General features: G+C 35.8%; 21 protein-coding genes and 1 riboswitch. Of the genes, 16 read left to right on the forward strand and 5 right to left on the reverse strand.

The genetic code is table 11. The annotated features are described in order from the left end of the window. Nucleotides 1-136: 136 nt before the first annotated feature. From H8R24_RS16390 to H8R24_RS16400, 3 genes are all read right to left on the reverse strand, one after another. Nucleotides 137-550: a GxxExxY protein gene (locus H8R24_RS16390; protein WP_187021263.1), complete on the reverse strand. Its 414-nt coding sequence runs from the start codon at nucleotides 548-550 to the stop codon at nucleotides 137-139. Between the two features lie 21 nt (nucleotides 551-571). After that, on the reverse strand, nucleotides 572-1,603 hold the full coding sequence (locus H8R24_RS16395) for an iron ABC transporter permease (RefSeq protein WP_187021265.1): 1,032 nt from the start codon (nucleotides 1,601-1,603) through the stop codon (nucleotides 572-574). A gap of 112 nt (nucleotides 1,604-1,715) precedes the next feature. Continuing rightward, nucleotides 1,716-2,858: an ABC transporter substrate-binding protein gene (locus H8R24_RS16400; protein ID WP_187021267.1), complete on the reverse strand. Its 1,143-nt coding sequence runs from the start codon at nucleotides 2,856-2,858 to the stop codon at nucleotides 1,716-1,718. A gap of 97 nt (nucleotides 2,859-2,955) precedes the next feature. Between H8R24_RS16400 and H8R24_RS16405 the strand changes: the two genes are divergently transcribed. From H8R24_RS16405 to H8R24_RS16445, 9 genes are all read left to right on the forward strand, one after another. Further along, a complete protein-coding gene (locus tag H8R24_RS16405; RefSeq protein ID WP_187021269.1) occupies nucleotides 2,956-3,321 on the forward strand; it encodes a DUF5522 domain-containing protein in 366 nt (121 codons plus the stop codon). Between the two features lie 23 nt (nucleotides 3,322-3,344). Further along, the gene (locus H8R24_RS16410; protein ID WP_187021271.1) at nucleotides 3,345-3,704 is read left to right on the forward strand and encodes a four helix bundle protein; all 360 of its coding nucleotides are present in this window, start codon (nucleotides 3,345-3,347) and stop codon (nucleotides 3,702-3,704) included. 52 nt (nucleotides 3,705-3,756) lie between these two features. Next, entirely contained in the window at nucleotides 3,757-4,269 is a 513-nt protein-coding gene (cobU, locus tag H8R24_RS16415) for a bifunctional adenosylcobinamide kinase/adenosylcobinamide-phosphate guanylyltransferase (protein ID WP_187021273.1), read from the forward strand. Then, nucleotides 4,269-4,931 (forward strand): Dph6-related ATP pyrophosphatase, encoded by a 663-nt coding sequence (locus H8R24_RS16420; protein WP_187021274.1) that lies wholly within the window; start codon nucleotides 4,269-4,271, stop codon nucleotides 4,929-4,931. Before cobU ends, H8R24_RS16420 begins: the two co-directional genes overlap by 1 nt. A 14-nt stretch (nucleotides 4,932-4,945) precedes the next feature. After that, the gene (cobT, locus tag H8R24_RS16425) at nucleotides 4,946-6,622 is read left to right on the forward strand and encodes a nicotinate-nucleotide--dimethylbenzimidazole phosphoribosyltransferase (protein ID WP_187021276.1); all 1,677 of its coding nucleotides are present in this window, start codon (nucleotides 4,946-4,948) and stop codon (nucleotides 6,620-6,622) included. A 91-nt stretch (nucleotides 6,623-6,713) separates the two neighbouring features. Then, nucleotides 6,714-7,511 carry an adenosylcobinamide-GDP ribazoletransferase gene (locus H8R24_RS16430; RefSeq protein WP_187021278.1) on the forward strand — a complete coding sequence of 266 codons (798 nt, stop codon included), beginning with the start codon at nucleotides 6,714-6,716 and terminating at the stop codon, nucleotides 7,509-7,511. Continuing rightward, nucleotides 7,496-8,017 (forward strand): alpha-ribazole phosphatase, encoded by a 522-nt coding sequence (gene cobC / locus H8R24_RS16435; RefSeq protein ID WP_187021280.1) that lies wholly within the window; start codon nucleotides 7,496-7,498, stop codon nucleotides 8,015-8,017. Before H8R24_RS16430 ends, cobC begins: the two co-directional genes overlap by 16 nt. Nucleotides 8,018-8,130: 113 nt before the next feature. After that, nucleotides 8,131-8,357, forward strand: a riboswitch (cobalamin riboswitch). 30 nt (nucleotides 8,358-8,387) lie between these two features. Next, the gene (locus H8R24_RS16440) at nucleotides 8,388-10,241 is read left to right on the forward strand and encodes a TonB-dependent receptor (protein WP_187021283.1); all 1,854 of its coding nucleotides are present in this window, start codon (nucleotides 8,388-8,390) and stop codon (nucleotides 10,239-10,241) included. 4 nt (nucleotides 10,242-10,245) lie between these two features. Then, nucleotides 10,246-11,304: a YncE family protein gene (locus tag H8R24_RS16445; RefSeq protein WP_225876852.1), complete on the forward strand. Its 1,059-nt coding sequence runs from the start codon at nucleotides 10,246-10,248 to the stop codon at nucleotides 11,302-11,304. 68 nt (nucleotides 11,305-11,372) lie between these two features. Here the strand turns inward: H8R24_RS16445 and H8R24_RS16450 are convergent, their stop codons facing one another. Continuing rightward, nucleotides 11,373-11,924, reverse strand: coding sequence for a hypothetical protein (locus H8R24_RS16450; RefSeq protein ID WP_187021284.1), 552 nt, complete (start codon nucleotides 11,922-11,924; stop codon nucleotides 11,373-11,375). A 237-nt stretch (nucleotides 11,925-12,161) separates the two neighbouring features. On the opposite strand from H8R24_RS16450, the gene H8R24_RS16455 reads away from it, so the two are divergent. The 4 genes from H8R24_RS16455 to H8R24_RS16470 all read left to right on the forward strand — a co-directional run bounded on the left by H8R24_RS16455 (nucleotide 12,162) and on the right by H8R24_RS16470 (nucleotide 15,086). Continuing rightward, the gene (locus tag H8R24_RS16455) at nucleotides 12,162-13,544 is read left to right on the forward strand and encodes an MATE family efflux transporter (protein ID WP_187021286.1); all 1,383 of its coding nucleotides are present in this window, start codon (nucleotides 12,162-12,164) and stop codon (nucleotides 13,542-13,544) included. A 51-nt stretch (nucleotides 13,545-13,595) separates the two neighbouring features. After that, complete coding sequence (locus H8R24_RS16460) at nucleotides 13,596-14,504, forward strand: prohibitin family protein (RefSeq protein ID WP_187021288.1); 909 nt, start codon at nucleotides 13,596-13,598, stop codon at nucleotides 14,502-14,504. 90 nt (nucleotides 14,505-14,594) lie between these two features. After that, entirely contained in the window at nucleotides 14,595-14,825 is a 231-nt protein-coding gene (locus H8R24_RS16465; RefSeq protein ID WP_187021290.1) for a hypothetical protein, read from the forward strand. Nucleotides 14,826-14,876: 51 nt separating this feature from the next. Next, nucleotides 14,877-15,086, forward strand: coding sequence for a hypothetical protein (locus tag H8R24_RS16470; RefSeq protein ID WP_187021292.1), 210 nt, complete (start codon nucleotides 14,877-14,879; stop codon nucleotides 15,084-15,086). Between the two features lie 15 nt (nucleotides 15,087-15,101). Here H8R24_RS16470 and meaB read toward each other — a convergent pair whose 3' ends face one another. Beyond that, a complete protein-coding gene (meaB, locus tag H8R24_RS16475) occupies nucleotides 15,102-16,361 on the reverse strand; it encodes a methylmalonyl Co-A mutase-associated GTPase MeaB (RefSeq protein WP_394354177.1) in 1,260 nt (419 codons plus the stop codon). On the opposite strand from meaB, the gene H8R24_RS16480 reads away from it, so the two are divergent. The 3 genes from H8R24_RS16480 (at nucleotide 16,342) to H8R24_RS16490 (ending at nucleotide 18,482) form a co-directional block, all read left to right on the forward strand. Next, the gene (locus H8R24_RS16480) at nucleotides 16,342-17,253 is read left to right on the forward strand and encodes an AEC family transporter (protein ID WP_187021294.1); all 912 of its coding nucleotides are present in this window, start codon (nucleotides 16,342-16,344) and stop codon (nucleotides 17,251-17,253) included. The genes meaB and H8R24_RS16480 overlap by 20 nt on opposite strands. Before the next feature lie 88 nt (nucleotides 17,254-17,341). Beyond that, a complete protein-coding gene (locus H8R24_RS16485) occupies nucleotides 17,342-17,980 on the forward strand; it encodes a peroxiredoxin (RefSeq protein WP_187021296.1) in 639 nt (212 codons plus the stop codon). A 283-nt stretch (nucleotides 17,981-18,263) separates the two neighbouring features. Continuing rightward, nucleotides 18,264-18,482 (forward strand): hypothetical protein, encoded by a 219-nt coding sequence (locus tag H8R24_RS16490; protein WP_187021297.1) that lies wholly within the window; start codon nucleotides 18,264-18,266, stop codon nucleotides 18,480-18,482. Nucleotides 18,483-18,527 lie beyond the last annotated feature (45 nt).

Below are 18,527 nucleotides of genomic sequence, written 5' to 3' on the forward strand. Positions count from 1 at the left end.
AGAAACATAGCTAGTTTTAATAAATAAAAAGAATTGGATAGATGTTTTACTTTTCGCATAGGTTAAATCTATTTTTTAAATAATATTATTTCTATAATGATCTTATTTACAATTAAAATCTATGTTTCCATGTGGTTTAAAATTTTGGAAGCTTATTGAAATATTCATTAATTAAAGTTATCTGTCCTTCTTTAAAAATATTAAAGCAATTAAAATTAATTAAAATTCCTTTAGGCGATTGTAATAGTTTCATATAAGTTAGCAATTGCGCTTTATGAACAGGATTGATTTCAGTCACAGCTTTTAGTTCTACCACTAAACAGTTTTCAATAAATAAATCACATTTAAAATCAATTTTAAGTTCTTTGTCTTTGTAAAGAACCGGAATTTTCATTTCTGTTGAGAAATTAATTTTTCTGGAATTTAGTTCTTCAATCAAACAATGATGATAAATATTTTCTAATAAACCTCTGCCCATTATTTTATGAACTTCAATCGCAGAACCAATAACTTCATAAGTTAATTCATCTAAATGTTTTTGTGTTACCATTTTTTGCATCAATTAAAAAGATTACCCCATCATTTTTCGTTTTCGAACCAATAACCAAATAACAACTGGTGCCCCAAGTAATGACGTAATTGCATTAATAGGCAGCGTGATGTCAAAGCCTGGCATTTGTGAAACGACATCACAAACAAGCATAATTCCGGCTCCTAGAAGCAACGTACTCCAATATAAAACCGAATGATTACTTGTTTGAAATATAAGTTTGGCAATGTGCGGAACGGCCAAGCCTATAAAAGCAATTGGTCCTGCATAAGCAGTTATGCTTCCCGCCAATATGCTAGTAGCAAGAATAATAATTAGTCGTGTTTTTTTGAAATTGAGACCAAGGCTTCGCGCATAATTTTCTCCAAGAAGTAAGGCGTTTAGAGGTTTGATGCTAAACAAGCTCAATAGCAATCCGATGAATACCGAAACGGCTAAAATTCCTATCGAGGTCCAGGATAAATTACCTAAAGTTCCCATGGACCAAAAAGTAAATTTTTGCAATTGTTCGGCAGTACTAAAATACGTTAATGTTCCCACGATTGCACTGGTAAAACTACCAAACATGAGTCCTACAATCAAGATAGCCATCGTGTCTCGCAAGCGATGAGAAACGAGTAAAACAGCTAGTAAAACGATAGAACTTCCCATGGTTGAGGCTAGAACGATTCCGTACGAGGATAACAAAATATTGCTTATAAAAGTGGGCATAAATGCAGCTCCTAGAATTACAAATGCCACTCCTAAGCTAGCGCCAGAACTGAGTCCTAATACATAAGGTCCTGCAAGCGGATTTCTAAATAAAGTTTGCATTAATAATCCACTTATAGAAAGTCCCATTCCTACTAAAACGGCTGTAATCGCTTTGGGTAATCGGTAATTAATAATGATGTATTCCCAAGTCGATTTGCTGGCTTGCCCACCCGTTAAGCTGTTGTACACCTCCTTGAAAGGAATAGTGATAGAGCCAAAACTGATGTTTGTAAAAAACAAAACGACAAGGCTTAAACCAAGTAAGGAAAATAAAAGAATATTACGTTTTTGATTATTCAATTAGTGTTTTTTATTTATTTGTATTTCGTTTCGTAATAATTTATCAGTTTTTAAAAACGAATTGAAGCTCATCTTTGTCTTCCTCTTCTTTGGAGAGGGTTGGGGATAGGATTTAGTTCAGTTTTTGCGCAAAGGTAAAAGTATAATTTGGAAGTAATTCAGGATGGAAGATTTTGATGAAATCTTTTAGAACTAAATCCGGACGACTTGGTGCCGATTCGTAATATATTGTTCCACCAGTCGCACCTATTTTACCTTCAAAAGTATAGACTTGTTTGGTTTTAAAAGCATCAAATTGACTGTAATGCGGATTGATTTTTTCTAATTCGGCTACCGTTTTATAAGGTCCCGTAGCAATCCAGTAGTTCGCAGTTTTGGCTTTTTCTAATACTTTTTCGAATGATAATCCGATGCTTCCCGTTCCTTCAACGTCTGACCAAAGGTAATTGGCTTTGGAATCCTTTAAAAATTGTGCAACCCAGCTGTTGGCTTTGGCTACGTACCATTGATCTTGGTACATGGAACCGTATAATACCGTTGCTGTTGGCTTTTTGGTGGCAACCAAATTCAACGCTTCTTTGTAGTTTTTAATGATAGCGTCGAACTGTGTTTTTGCTTCTTTTTCTTTGCCAAATAAGGCACCGTATAGTTTGATCCATTCTGCTTTTCCAAGGGGTGATTGCTCCATCCAATCGGCTTGAATCAATACTTTTAATCCACTTTTCGTTAGATTATCAATCATTGGGTTATTATTGTCAATTCCAAAAGTAACTATAAGTTCAGGACTCATTTCGATCAATTGTTCCATGTTTAATTTTTCGTTTTGACCTACATTTTTAACCGTTCCGTTGTCAATTAGTTTTCTGGTTTTTGGTGACGAAATATAGTCGGTATGCGGGAAGCCAGCTAGTTTATTTTCGACCCCGAGCATTTCTAAATACGGCACAATAGTAGTCGAAGTAACCACAATAGACTGCAAAGGCACTTGTATTGTATTGTATTTTTGTAAGCTATCAGGAACAACGCTGTTTTTTTCTTTTAAAATATAAGTAAAATCATTCTCGGCATTGGGCCAAGGATTAATCACCTTCACAATCGAATAGCCATCGTGTTTGTAAATGGCTAAACTACTGGCGTATTCTATTTCATTTTGGGAATTTGATACTGGTTTGTTTTCTGATTTAGTTTCTTTTTTGCAGCCTACAAATGTAAGTAGTGTAAATAGGAAAAGAATTTTATAAGCGAAAAGTTTCATGTCGTTATTTTATGATTAGGGCAAAGGTATAAGAAAATACAAAAAAATCTTGTTTATTTTTTAGTCTAAAAAAATCAACAAATACTATCTTTACCACATGAATGGTATAAAAACAAAAGAGTGCTCAAGTTGCAGAACCACATTTGGTTGTGGTGATACACCAGAAGGAAGTAAATGCTGGTGCAATGATTTTCCGCCTTTATTTGTTCCTACAACTGCAATTGACTGCCTTTGCCCGGCTTGTTTTAAAAAATCCTGCTCAGACAAAATTGACGAATATATAAGTACTATCACTCCCGAAACCGCGCTTGATAACAAGGCTGCTTTGTTGCCAAAATCAACTCATTTAATAGAAGGAATCGATTACTATTTAGAGAATGGTAATTATGTTTTTAAAGCATTTTTCCATTTAAAAAGAGGTAGTTGTTGCGGGAACGGCTGTAGACATTGCCCATACAAATAATTGTTAATTATAAATTGTTAATTATGAAGGATAATATTGTAAAAAATAAGAGTTTTGATTTTGCAGTTCGAATTGTGAAGCTATATCAGTACTTATGTGTTGATAAAAAAGAGTACGTACTTTCAAAACAATTATTGAGGTCAGGGACAAGTGTAGGCGCAATGATACGCGAAGCAGAGCATGCAGAAAGTAAACAAGATTTTATTCATAAACTTGCTATTGCTCAAAAAGAAGCTAACGAAGTTGTTTATTGGTTGGAATTGCTAGAAGCTACAGACTATTTAAGCACAAAAGAATTTGACAATATCAACAGAGATGCCATAGAGATTTTAAAATTGATTACAAGTATTTTAAAAACTACAAAAGGACAATGTAAGAGCTAGTTTTTATTTATGGTGTAATTAATAATTAACAATTTATAACTAATAATTGAAGATGATATATCTGATAACAGGCGGAGAACGCTCAGGGAAAAGTAGTTATGCCGAAAATTTGGCTAAAGAATTATCGGCTAAGCCCATGTATGTTGCCACGGCAAGAAAATGGGATGATGATTTTCAAACAAGAATTGATCGTCATCAAAAAGACCGTGACGAACGCTGGATTAACATAGAAAAAGAAAAGCATTTGAGCGAAATTGATTTCTCTGGAAATGTTGCTATTGTGGATTGTGTTACGCTATGGCTTACTAATTTTTTTGTAGATACTAAAAATGATGTGCCATTGAGTCTAGAACAAGCTAAAACGGAATTTGATACAATAGCAAATCAAGAAAATGCAACAATCATTATTGTTACCAATGAAATAGGGATGGGCGTACACGCTGAAACCCACATTGGTCGAAAATTTACCGAATTGCAAGGATGGATGAATCAATATATTGCTAAAAGAGCAGACAAAGTGGTTTTAATGGTCTCAGGAATTCCTGTGACAATAAAAGGGCAATAATGAGGTTTCTAACTTCTTGGAGCGGCGGTAAGGACAGTTGTTATGCAATGATGCTGGCGGTCAAGCAAGGTTTTGTACCGCAAGTGTTACTCAATATGATGAACGAGAACGGGAAAATTTCGCGCTCTCACGGATTGCCGTTGTCCATTTTAAAGCAACAAGCCCAAAAAATGCAGCTACCATTAGAAGGTGTTCCTGCAACTTGGGGCGACTATGAAGCAAAGTTTATTGCTGTTTTAAAGATGCTTAAAGCAAAATATACTTTGGATGCTGCTGTTTTTGGCGATATCGATTTGCAAGCGCATAAAGATTGGGAAGACAAAGTGTGCGAAGCAGCTAGTTTACAATCAATTTTACCTTTGTGGCAACAAGACCGAATCACTCTTGTAAATGAAATGATTGATAATGGGATCGAGACCATGATCGTTTCGTGCAACACCGCAATGGGAGAAGGATATTTAGGTAGGATTTTATCGAAAGAACTGGCCATCGAGCTACAGGAAAAAGGGATTGATCCTTGCGGCGAAAACGGCGAGTTTCATACTTTGGTTTTAAATTGTCCGTTGTTTTCAGAACGGATAAGTCTGCCGGATTATTCGACAAAAATGCACAATGACTATTGCTTTATAATTTGGGAAGATTTCCATAAGGATCAGCACTAATAAATAAAAAGAGGATGACTCATTTAGATAAAATTTTAAAATCCCGTCGTGATACCCGTCATTTTACAAATGATCCCGTTCCTGATGCTGTAATTCAAAAAGCGTTGCAGGCGGGACATTGGGCGCCATCTGTGGGTTTGACTGATGCTACAAAATATTATTTGGTGAAGTCGGATGCGATTAAGAAAGCGGTGAAAGAACTGTTTTTGGATTACGATACTAAGGCTGCAAATCAAACCGATAGCGAACAACAAAAAGAAGACTACAAAGCCTTAAAGCTAGAAGCAATTGAAGAAGCTCCGCTTGGTTTGGTGATCTGTTACGACCGTTCCGTTTTGAATAATTTTACGATTGGAACCGTAGGAAGCAACGAAGCAATTAAGTTTAGTGCTGTTTGTGCAGCTCAAAATATATGGCTTTCATTGACAGAGCAAGGGTTTTCGATGGGATGGATTTCGATTCTAAATTATTATCAATTCAAGAAATTGCTAGGGTTGCCAGAACATATTGAGCCGCTGGGTTATTTTTGCGTAGGCAAACCCGCCACCGATTATGACAACCAACCGATGTTGCAACAATTAAATTGGAAACAAAAATCGGATGTTCCTTTTGTCGAAGAAATTGTAGTCTCAGTTCCTTTTGCAAAAGCTATAGATGAAAAAAAACAATTTCATCCAGAAACGGCATCAATCAAGGAGGTCTTGCAACAAAAAATGGATGCTAAAACAAAACCCTTAGGTTCGTTAGGAACGCTAGAAAAGTTAGCCTTACAAATTGGTGAAGTTTTTCAAACGGTAACGCCCAAAATAATTCAACCTAATATTGTGGTTTTTGCTGCTGATCACGGAATTGCCGCTCATGGCGTAAGTGCATATCCACAGGATGTGACACGCCAAATGGTAACTAATTTTCTAGAAGGAGGAGCCGCAATAAATGTTTTTTGCAAACAAAATAACATCAAATTATCGATCGTAGATGCGGGAGTAAATTATGATTTTCCGTCTAATACCAAGCTGATTTCGGCCAAAGTAAGCAAGGGAACGCAGTCGTATGCTACTGGACCAGCAATGAGTAGAGGCGAATTAAATTTGTGTTTTTCTAAAGGAGCAAAAATTGTTAATGCTGTTGCAAAAACGGGCAGTAACTGTATCGGTTTTGGAGAAATGGGGATTGGAAATACATCGACAGCTTCGGTTTTAATGAGTTTGCTTACTGCTATTCAATTGGAAGACTGCATCGGTCTGGGAACAGGAGTGAATGATGCTACATTTTCGGCGAAACAAAAAATACTAAAAACCGCAGTAGAAAACTATGCAGGTTCAGCTGAATTAGAAGAACAGTTGGCTTATTTTGGCGGATTCGAAATCTTGCAAATGGCCGGCGGAATGCAAGCAGCTTATGAAAATAATATGCTTATTCTAGTTGATGGTTTTATTTGTACGGTTGCTTTTTTAATTGGATACAAAAAAAATCCTGCGATAATCAAGAATGCAATTTTTTGCCATTGCTCTGCTGAACAAGCGCATGCGAAGCTGTTGAATTATCTAGAAGTAGATCCTGTTTTACAATTGGGATTGCGCTTAGGCGAAGGGACGGGTTGCGCAGTTGCGTTGCCAATCATCGAGTCGGCGGTGGCTTTTTTAAATGAAATGGCTAGTTTTGAAAGTGCCAATGTGAATAATAAACTATGATGAATTAATTGCCAATAGCTTTAGCTATTGGATTTATAGAGGGATTATTATTGGCTTTAGCCAAATTGACAAAAGAGATTTTAATACAATTATGAAAAAAGAACTCCATATATTTTTTACAGCATTGATGTTTTATACTAGGATTCCATGCCCGAAAAACATCGATCACAATCCCGATTATTTAAACAAAGCCTCGCGCTATTTTCCTGTGATAGGTTGGATAGTGGGTGCTGTAGCATTTGCAGTTTTCGTACTAGTGAATTACTTAATTAGCCCTGGAATTGCAGTTCTTTGTTCGATGGTGGCCTCAATATTAGTTACAGGAGCTTTTCACGAAGATGGTTTTGCCGATGTTTGCGACGGTTTTGGTGGAGGATGGACCAAGGAAAAAATCCTTTTAATTATGAAAGACAGTGCCATTGGTGCTTATGGCGCAATAGGTGTTGTTTTATTGTTGTTATTGAAATTTCAAGCGCTTAATAATCTTGTCGGTACATTTCAAATTATGAATCAAGAGTCGGTTATTTATACTCTTTTGTTATTTGTTTCAGCGCATTCTGTGAGTCGTATGGCGGCTATATCTATTGTTTTTACACATGAGTATTCAAGAGAGGATGCCACGAGTAAAAGCAAACCAATTGCCCAAAACTTTAGTTGGAGAGAAGTGGTAGGCGCATTCTTTTTCGGACTAGTGCCATTGCTAATTTTGGCTTGTTTTCAATGGCAAATGGTATTCGTTTTGGCTCCTGTTTTCTTGACACGATTTTTTCTAGCACGTTATTTCCAAAAATGGATTGACGGTTATACTGGGGATTGCCTTGGGGCGACTCAGCAAGTTTGCGAACTAGTATTTTATTTATCAGTTATTATTTTATGGAAGTTTATTTAGTACGTCATACCGAAACGGTTTGTGAAAAGGGAATTTGTTACGGTCAATCGGATGTTCAAATTTTAGAACCTTACCTCGAATTATTCGAATCAATAAAACAACAAATTCCTGAGGATGCGATGGTATATTCGAGTCCGTTGTTTCGATGTACAACGTTGGCTAATTACCTTTCGAATCAAATAATTAAAGACAGCCGCTTGCTAGAAATGAATTTTGGAGATTGGGAATTGAAAAGTTGGGATGCCATTCCTGCTGACGATTTTGCCCCATGGATGAATGATTTTGTGAATGTAGCTGTTCCAAACGGAGAGTCATTTGTACAATTGTACCATCGAGTGAATGATTTTTTAGAAAACGAACTTAAAACTGCTTCTGAAAGACCAATTGTGATTGTAGCACACGCAGGAGTGATTAGAAGTATCCTTTGTAAAGTGTCTAATGTGCCATTAAAAGATGCTTTTAATAACAAAGTCGATTTCGGTTCTGTAATTAAAATAAATATTTAACTTACTCATTTGTAGTTATTTGCATTTTCGTTTATAAGATTTTGTGTGAAAATCCATTCAATAGTTATTACAAATTTGTTTTAAAGCTGAATTAAGCTTTATATTTGCCGCCGTATTGAGGTTGTGTTTTAGGCTCGTAGTTTCGGGTTTAAAACGCATTAAAAGGGAATCAAGTAAAAAATTAGGAAGTAGAATCCTAACACAATAATCTTGAGCTGTACCCGCAACTGTAAGCTATCAAGCTTGTTGTTATCTACAAAACCATTGTTCCATTGTTTTGGGATGAGAAGGTAAACAACAAGACGCAAGCCAGGAGACCTGCCTAGTACGTACATATTAACAAACTTTCGGGAAAAAAGGTTTAGAAATTATGACTACAAAAAAAACAGTTACATTTTGTTTGATATTATTGTGCCAATATATTTCGGCGCAAACGGACAGTATAACAAAGTTACGAGAAGTAATTATCTCCGATCTCAATCTCAAGAAATTTTCCAGTTCCCAGTCGGTTTTTCATTTCAATGATTCGATAATTAATAAAAACGAAGCCTTATTAACCGATTTGTTAAACTTCAACACCGTGCTTTATTTTAAAGAATATGGCCGCGGCATGTTGTCTACGGTTGCGTTTCGAGGAACAACAGCTTCGCAAACCGCAGTGATCTGGAACGGGATCAATATAAATTCCCAAATGAACGGGAGTACAGATTTCAATACTATTTCATCGGCTAATTTTAATTCGATCAGTGTAAAAGCGGGTGGTGGAAGTGTTATTTATGGAAGTGGAGCCATAGGAGGAACCGTGCATTTAAATAATGATTTGGTTTTTAAAAAGCAGTTTTCGAATAGTTTGAAATTGGATTACGGTAGCTTTAATACCATAGGAGTGAATTATAAAATGGAGGTAGCCAATGAAAAATGGAGTACCCAGTTTGGTTTTACTAAAAACAGTTCTACCAATGATTATCCTTATTTGAATTCTTATAATTGGAAGGGAATACAACGTTGGAATCAAAACGGGCAGTATGATGTGATGGGCTTGAATGCTAATCTAGGCTATAAAATTAATGGTAATAATACCCTGAAATTATACAGTCAAACGTCTAATACGGATCGGAATATTTCATTGATATCCGAGTCAGAAGCAAAGACAAAATACGTTAACGGTTTTAGTCGCAATTTGTTGGAGTATTTAGGGAATTTTGATCGGCTTACCGCCAATGTAAAAGCGGCTTATATCTTTGAGAACTATAACTATTTTCCGGATATTGAGAGCAAAGATCATAGTTTTGGAGAAACAGGAAGCGTGATTACCAAAGCTGATCTGGGTTATCAATTCCAGAAAACATTCGAACTAAAAGGAGTTTTCGAATACAGTAAAACCAACGGTTCAGGCTCTGGATTTGGAAGTCATGTGAGAGAAATTAGTTCGGCAGCGTTATTGGCAAAGCACAATATCAATACAAGATGGCTGTATGAATTAGGTGTTCGAAAAGAGTTTACTACCAATTATAAATCACCAGTTTTAGCTTCCTTAGGGTCGACTTATGAGTTTAGTAAGTTGTACAGTTTGAAAATGAATTTTTCTCGAAATTTTCGTATTCCAACCTACAATGATTTGTACTGGGAAGAAGGAGGGAACCCCAATTTAAAACCCGAAAGCTCCTATCAAGCAGAGCTAAGTAATGTGTTTTCATATCGTGATTTTACGCTTTCGCAAACGGCGTACTTCATTAAAATTGATGATTTGTTACGATGGATTCCAGGTGATAAAGGGATATGGTCTCCCCAAAACACAGATAGAGTTAATACTTATGGAACCGAGTTCATTTTAGGATGGGCACAGCATAAAGGGAAGCATTATTTTAATGCAAATGCAACCTATGCGTATACCATTTCGGAAAACAGGGAGACTAAGAAACAGCTTTTTTTCGTGCCATTCAATAAAGCAACAGGATCGCTGGGGTATTCATACAAGAAGTTTGCTGCCAATTATCAGTTTTTATACAATGGATTTGTCTTTACTCGATCAGATAATGATCCCAATGAAATTATTAAATCATACACCGTTTCTAATGTAGGTGTTGATTATGATTTTGCTTTTTTATCTTCTTTTAAACTGGGTTTCCAAGTTTTAAATGTCTTTAACGAGAACTATCAAAGCTTAGAAAACAGGCTTATGCCAGGAAGAAATTTTAATATGTACATAAACCTTAAATTTTAATATAATGATGAAGTTATCAAGATTGTTTTTAATTGCAATAAGTGTTTCACTTTTTGTTTCGTGTTCACAGGATGACGCGCCAGCTGAGCCAAAAGGCCTATACGAAAATGGAATTTTCGTTTTGAATGAAGGAGGTTCTGGATCTGGATCAGTTTCTTATATCAGTAATGACTTAACTGATTTTACTCAAAGTGTTTACACAACAGTAAATGGTACTGATATTTTGGGTAAATATGTACAATCTATGTTTTTTGATGGGGACAATGCTTATATTATCGTAGGTGGTTCAAATGTAATTACTGTTGTTAATCGGTATACTTTTAAATTAATTGCTAAAATTGAAACAGGTTTAAAAACGCCAAGATACGGAGTTGTAAAAGACGGAAAAGCGTATGTAACTAATGCGAACACCTATTCGTACTCAAATCCTGCTACAGGAAATACAGATGATTATATTGCGGTTATTGATTTGCAAACGAACACGGTAGAGTCTAAAATTGAATTAAACGCAACTGCCAATAGAATTCTACTTGAAAACGGTAAACTTTATATCACAGAGCCTTACAATAACGATAAGTTATTAGTGGTTAATCCGAGTACAAAAGCGCTTGAAACAGCGGTAGCAATTGGTTCGGATGCTAATACAATGGAAGTGAAAGATGGTGTTTTATATGTATTGAGAAGCCCATACGGAGGAAGAAGCGAAATGGTAAAAGTAAAATTATCAGACAAAACAATGACAAAGGTTGTTTTTCCAGAATCGTTAGACGGAGTTGGGAATTTAGATATTTATGATAATAAAGCATATTATACTTTAAACACATCAGTATATGCGATGAATGTTAACGCAACTGAAGCATCTACTACTGAAATTATGAAATATACATCAACTTCAGCTTATGGAAAAATGTATGGTTTTGCAGTAAGAGACAATCGTATTTACATTGCTGATGGAGGAGATTTTTCGGCAAATAGTAAAGCGTATGTGTATTCATTAACAGGAACAATTCAAAAAGAATTTACTGTGGGTGTTGGTCCAAATAGTTTTTATTTCAACGACTAATGATTTTGTATTCTTAATAAAAAAAGGCTTTCGTGAGAAAGCCTTTTTTTATGAAATTCAAAATTATATTATAGTTTAAAACCATAAGCAAGGCGTAAACCAACTTGTCCAACTCCTTTACCTAATGTTCCATTATTGTTAATGCGATCAAAGTCGGCATAATGATCATAATGTACAGATATGTCGATGTATTTTGTTGCGTAACCAATGCTAGGAGCAAGTAATAAAGAAGTATCATTATTTCCGTTTGAGACTGCAAATGCAGCTCCTGCTTCACCCATTACATAAAACTGGTCGTTCCAGATGAAGGCTTTGAAACCTGCTTTTGCGGGAATAAAACCCACGTCATTTCCATCGGCTTTGCTTACAAATAAGTTAGTGTATCCCGTGGTTAACGTAAGGGAATACCTTTTAGATAAATCATATTGCAATCTTGCATCGGCTCCTAGAGCTAGCTTGTAAGGATCATTTACAGCGTATCCCGCATTTAGACCAACTCCTAAACGGAATCCTTGATCATAATTGGTACTGCTTGTGTTATCTTGTGCAGTCGAAGTATTAGTTACGAATGATGAAATGGCTAATACTAATAGTGTCTTAATTTTTGTTGTCGTTTTCATAAATCTGTTTTTTTATATAGTTACTATTTTATTGTCGTCCTATTTTTAGCGCATTTTCTGCGGGATGACTTTGACAAATTTAGAGCGCAACCACTCCTGATTTGTTATAGAATTATTCGATTTTGTTACAGAATAATTGACTTCTTAAAATAATGCTAATAAAAAAGGGCTATATATTGATTAATTCAACGGCAATCAAATGCTTCTATTTATATTTGCCTAAAAAAAAATAACAAATTGACTTTATCTATATACACTAAAGAATTCTCTTATAATTTACGTTTGGCTTATCCCATAATATTAGGTATGTTAGGGCATACTGTTGTAGGGATCGTTGATAATATCATGGTAGGGAAATTAGGTCCTACGGAACTAGCAGCGGTTTCTTTAGGGAACAGCTTTGTTTTTATAGCGATGTCACTAGGGATTGGGTTTTCGACCGCGATCACCCCATTAGCTGCTCAAGCTGATGGCCGCAAAAGTGTTTCAGATGGTAGAACGGCTTTCCACCACGGATTGTATTTGTGTACTATATTGGGTGTGGTACTCTTTGGGGTGATTTTTTTATCAAAACCCATTATTGCATTTATGGGACAACCAGCCAATGTGGTTGAATTAGCAAAACCATACCTTGATATTGTTGCTTTTTCATTAATTCCGTTGATTATTTTTCAAGGTTATAAGCAATTTGCTGATGGAATGAGTGAGACTAAAATATCAATGTGGGCCACTATTTTGGGGAATATGGTTAATGTGTTTTTGAACTATTTATTTATCTATGGAATTTGGATTTTTCCCGAGTTAGGAATTGTTGGAGCCGCTATAGGAACCATTGTTTCACGTTTTGTTATGCTGGCTTACATGCATTTTAAAATGAAGAAAATGGTCAAATTTCATCCTTTTTTCGAAGGTTTTTCTTTGAGTAAAATCAAAAAAGAAGTAAATAGGTCCATCATCAGACTTGCTGCTCCATCAGCGATGCAAATGTTTTTTGAAGTAGGATTGTTTACGGGAGCTATTTGGCTATCCGGCCGATTAGGGATTACCAATCAAGCAGCAAACCAAATCGCATTGAGTCTAGCATCATTTACCTTTATGTTTGCTATGGGGATGAGCGTAGCAGCAACCGTGCGAGTAGGAAACCAAAAAGGTTTAGCTGATTATAAACAACTCCGTGTGGTAGCTTTATCGATTTTTTTGCTAGCTATTTTATTAGAAACTGTCTTTGCAGTAGTATTTATTTTGTTTCACCAGCAGTTACCGGCTTTATTTGTTGACATGCATAATATGAAAGATCTGGCCGTGAATACAGAGGTGGTTGCAATTGCAGCTCAGTTACTGCTAGTGGCGGCTGTGTTCCAAATTTCAGATGGAATTCAAGTAGTGGTTTTAGGAGCTTTACGTGGTTTGCAAGATGTAAAAGTGCCTATGTACATTACGTTCATTGCCTATTGGGTAGTTGGTTTTCCTATTTCAATCTATTTAGGGATGTATACGGATTTAAAAGCAGCTGGAATTTGGATCGGATTACTAGCGGGATTAACAACGGCAGCTATATTTTTGTATATTAGATTCAATAAATTGACTAAAAGGTTAATCCTTGAAAATCCAAAACCATAAAAAGGGCTGTGATTTTGAAACAAGCCTACAAGTCTACTTAAAAAACAAAAAATGATCATACTTATTTTCCTTGGAATTGTATTAATTGTCCTGAGCTTTTCAGTAAAGAACCATCAGAGTCAGTTGGCTAAATTTTCGAATTTGTTTAAAATTATCGGACTATTATTAGTTATTTTGGGAGTTTCATCGACCATGTTCAAGCAAATTGAAGCGGGACAAGTAGGTGTAAAAGCATTATATGGAAACGTTGCGCCAGACATTTTAGAAAGTGGCTTACACGTCATTAATCCATTATTAGATGTGACCGAATTTGATATTCAGACGCAAAACTACACCATGTCAGCCGATCATTCTGAAGGAGCGCAGCAAGGAGATGATGCCATTCGAGTATTATCAAATGATGGTCTGGAAGTAGTGATTGATTTGACTGTTTTGTATCGAGTGTCAGCTGTAGATGCGCCAAAAATATTTCGCCAAATTGGGGTGAATTATACAGATAAAATTGTACGTCCGGTGACTAGAACACGTATTCGAGACAACGCAGTTTATTATGATGCAATTGCCTTGTATTCGACAAAAAGAAATGAATTTCAAGATCGAATATTTAAAAGCATTGAAGCCGATTTTAAAAAAAGAGGTTTGATTCTAGAACAATTACTAATTAGAAATATCAACCTGCCTTCTTCGGTTAAGAAAACCATCGAAAGTAAAATTAACGCCGAGCAAGACGCCCAAAAAATGCAATTTGTTTTGCAAAAAGAAAAGCAAGAAGCCGAACGTAAACGTGTAGAAGCGCAAGGGATTGCCGATTATCAACGTATTATTGCAACTGGATTGACAGACAAACAATTGCAATACGAATCAATCAAAGCTCAAAAAGAACTTGCTGCTTCGCCTAATACAAAGATCATTTTTATGAATAGTAAGGGCAATGCACCAATTATTCTATCTGACAAATAGATTTTTTAAAACTTTATTCGGTTCTTTGTTTTGTTTTGGAGGCAAATCCAAAAGCACAATAAAATGACATCAATTTATAAATAATACAAAATGGAATTACCAAAATTTTTACTTGGAGATAATACTGATTTTCCGGATGATATTTTTATCATTCACCTAGATTACCCTCGATTTATCATTAATTTAAAAGATGATGAGGTGGAGTTTATGGAAGAAGCAGAAGACCTTGATGAAGCAGAACTAAATACGGAGATGGAAGGATTAATAGAACAAGCCAATACCTTCTACGATCGAGAAATGGAACGTTACGAAAAAGAATAAAATAGTATTTAAAATACTTTTCTAATCAAAATCATCTAAACGGAAATTAGTATGACATCAGATAACAAAAAACACCAATTAATGTTTGTTTTAGGCCTTTACATAGTATTAACAGGAATCCGTAGATTTCATTTTCTACCATTAGAAAATAATATTCACTCCTTTAGCTATTCATTGGGTAATAATGTGGGTTTGATTTGTAGAGTGCTATTAGGTTCAGCGCTTTTGACAAAAGGAATATTCTTTTTAAAGAGAACATAACTCAAGAATAAAATATTATTTAAAATACTTTTCTAATAAAATTTGAGCGGCTGCAAAAGGTGAAATTTCATCATTTTGCACCGCTTTTTTATTGGCTTCAAGCAATGTAGTAACTTCAGGATGATTATAGAAATTCAGTTTCAATTGTTCGTTTATGGTTTCAATTAACCAATATTCATTTTGCTCTGATCTTTTTTTAGTAAAATAAGCGTTATCACTCGTTAGTTTCACAAACTGCTCAATAGTTTCCCATACTTCATGAATGCCGTCATGGGTAATGGCACTGCAGGTGGCGGTAGTAGGCGTCCATCCTGATTTTTTGGCAGGAAAAAGATGCAAGGCTCTGTTGAATTCGGTTTTGGCTAGCTTCGCTTTTTTAATGTTATCACCGTCGGCTTTATTGATTACAATTGCGTCGGCCATTTCCATGATACCGCGTTTAATCCCTTGCAATTCATCGCCTGCTCCAGCGATTTTTAATAAAAGAAAAAAATCGACCATGCTGTGAACAGCAGTTTCACTTTGTCCTACACCCACAGTTTCAATAATGATGACGTCAAATCCACAGGCTTCACAAAGCGTAATGGTTTCTCTGGTTTTTCGAGCTACGCCTCCCAAAGTATCACCTGATGCCGAGGGACGAATATACGCATTAGGATCTTTAACAAGCTCTTCCATTCGGGTTTTATCACCTAGAATACTGCCGTGCGAGATCGAACTACTGGGGTCAACAGCTAGAACAGCTACTTTTTTACCCAGGCTCGTTAAGTGTTTTCCAAAAGCTTCTATAAAAGTACTTTTACCCACTCCAGGAACACCAGTTACACCTATTCTGATGGATTTGTTGGCGTGTGGCAAACAAGCGTTGATTACTTCATTTGCTTTAAGCAGGTGATCTGTATTTCTACTTTCTACTAGTGTAATTGCACGACTTAAATCAGTGATCATACCGGCTAATATGCCTTTGACTAGTGCTGCCGCCGAAGGTTGTACTTTTCTAAATTTCTGAATTTTTTTGACCACAACATCGCTCACAAAGTCTGGTGGAGCAATGCCTGCTTTTTCATGTAGCGCAGATGTAGATTTTTTTTGATCGTTCAAAGTAATCGTTTTGGAAAGTAAAAGTAATGAAAACCAAAAGAGTTTCAAAAGGGAATAGCCAACTAAAAATAATAAAATAAAGCCTTTTAAAAATACGGGAGTTTGTGTTGTTTTTATAGGCGCTAAAATGGTATTTTTGTCACAACTCATTACTATGGCTACTATAATTCTCATTTTTGTTTACATCGCGCTTGGTCTTTTTCTACAAAAGGCTAGTTGGTTTCCCACCACCACCTACAAGATGCTAAATAAAGTAGTCATCTATGTCTGTTTACCAGCGCTAACTTTATATTATATCCCAAAAATTCATTGGAACAATCAATTGCTTTATCCCATTGGAGTGGCTTGGATATGCTTTGCGGGTTCTTATTTTTTATTTCGCTTTTTAGGCTATAAATATGGTTGGTCAAAAAAACTCGTAGGTTGCTTAATTCTTACCGCAGGGCTGGGGAATACCTCGTTTTTAGGATTTCCAATAATCCAAGCTTTGTATGGTGACGAAGGGATGAAAACAGCTATTCTAGTCGATCAACCGGGCTCTTTTGTAGTGTTATCTACTTTAGGAATTCTAGTGGCTACTTTGTACTCAAATGGAGGGCAAAGCGGTGGTCAAATCATAAAAAAAATAGTTCTATTTCCGCCTTTTTTAGCCTTTGCTATAGCTTGTTTGCTCAATATTTTTCAATTTGATTTGGAGCAATTTGTACAAAAAGGACTCTTGTTGTTAGGTAAAGGAGTGACTCCCTTGGCACTTATTTCTGTAGGGTTACAATTGCGGTTCGAGACCAAGAGCCAGCATTGGCCATTTCTAGCACTAGGACTATTGTATAAATTAATCATTACTCCCGCATTAATTTTTGTACTTTATGTAGTGGTTTTTCATCAAAGGTCTCCAATTATCCAAGTCGCAATTATGGAAGCAGCCATGGCGCCCATGATTACAGCCTGCATACTCGCATCTTCCAATGGCTTAAAGCCCCGACTGAGTAGCATGATGATTGGTTTCGGAATCCCTATTTCGTTCATTACCTTAGTTTTTTGGTACTTGATTGTCCAGTTTATCTAGGGGTTGTTTTTGGTTTTATTTATGACTTGTCTCAGCTGAGGTGTAGTTTTTTTTGACTAATTTTAATCGAACAAAAAAACAAACTATTATGGCAACATTACGTTTAGGAGATACCGCTCCCGATTTTACTGCAGAAACAACTTTAGGAAAAATAAATTTTCACGAATGGCTAGGTGATTCATGGGGCGTTTTGTTCTCCCATCCAGCCGATTTTACTCCCGTTTGTACGACCGAATTAGGAACTGTGGCTAATTATTACCCAGAGTTTGTAAAACGCCACACTAAGGTGATTGCCTTGAGTGTAGACGGTCTAGAATCACATCTAAAATGGATTAAAGACATTGAAGAAACCCAAAACGTTTCCTTGCAATATCCCATCATTGCCGATGAGAGCAAAGAAGTAGCCCATTTATACGACATGATTCACCCTAATGCAAATGAAACATTTACCGTGCGCTCTGTATTTATCATTGGATCCGACAAGAAAATTAAATTAATTCTAACCTATCCCGCGTCTACAGGAAGAAATTTTGACGAAATACTGCGCGTTATTGACAGCCTACAATTAACCGCTCACTACAGTGTAGCCACTCCAGCCAACTGGAAAGATGGTCAAGATGTAGTAATTTCACCAGCGATAAAAGACGAAGATATTCCCGCCAAATTCCCCAAAGGATTTCAAAGAATAAAGTACTATTTAAGGATGACACCACAACCTAATAAATAGACATACATTATAGTTAAGAAAGGGAATTCATTTGAGTTCCCTTTTTTTATGGACATGATTTTTTAGGAGCATAACGATTCCTTTTCAAAACTACTTTCAGTCCTGCTGTACATTACAATCCTCACCCTTTTAGCTTCGCAAGGGTTCGGGATTTCCATTTCCATCAGGGCTCATGAGATCGTTTTTGTAGCTATAATAATTATTCGTTTTTTGTAAATAATTATGGATACATTTGGGAGTAGGAGGTATGATATAAACCGAATTAAATCTTTAAAATGAAACTATGAAAATAATAGGTATGATTGTGATGATGGTTGTTGTAAGCTCGTTTTCTTATGGACAAACAACTGAAAGAAACTTTTCGAATATTTTACAAAACTATTATGTATACAAAGACAAAGACTTAGTCGACAAAACTATTGATTTTGTAAATCACTCAACAATCACGTACCAAAAAATAGAGCCAATTTTGGAGGGCACTGAAAAACTACGCATATTTTGATTAACGTCGTTTTCTAGAGATTAAAAAAGCGCTTATAATAGGATT

The sequence above is a fragment of the Flavobacterium muglaense genome (assembly GCF_014305155.1).
Taxonomy (GTDB): domain Bacteria; phylum Bacteroidota; class Bacteroidia; order Flavobacteriales; family Flavobacteriaceae; genus Flavobacterium; species Flavobacterium muglaense.